Below are 235 nucleotides of genomic sequence, written 5' to 3'. Positions count from 1 at the left end.
ACAGGTGTGACCTCCTTGCTATAGTCACCAGACATATGAATGTAGATTATACATTCAAAACTAGATAGTAAGTAAAAGTGATTTTGCTTCGCAAAACATTTAAATTTGATTAAGTCTTCGATCGATTAGTATTCGTCAGCTCCACATGTCACCATGCTTCCACCTCGAACCTATTAACCTCATCATCTTTGAGGGATCTTATAACCGAAGTTGGGAAATCTCATCTTGAGGGGGG

The 235-nt window shown here is 38.7% G+C and carries 1 rRNA gene; it reads right to left on the bottom strand.

Features of this window, described 5'->3' with window-relative positions:
* Positions 1–105 precede the first annotated feature (105 nt).
* Positions 106–235 (bottom strand): 23S ribosomal RNA (locus tag HMPREF2658_RS01565); the annotation flags it as partial.

Source organism: Staphylococcus sp. HMSC062H10 (assembly GCF_001836945.1).
In the GTDB taxonomy this organism is placed as follows: Bacteria; Bacillota; Bacilli; order Staphylococcales; family Staphylococcaceae; genus Staphylococcus; species Staphylococcus aureus.
Note: the sequence above shows the minus strand (reverse complement) of the source record. Positions and strands in the feature narration are given on the sequence as shown.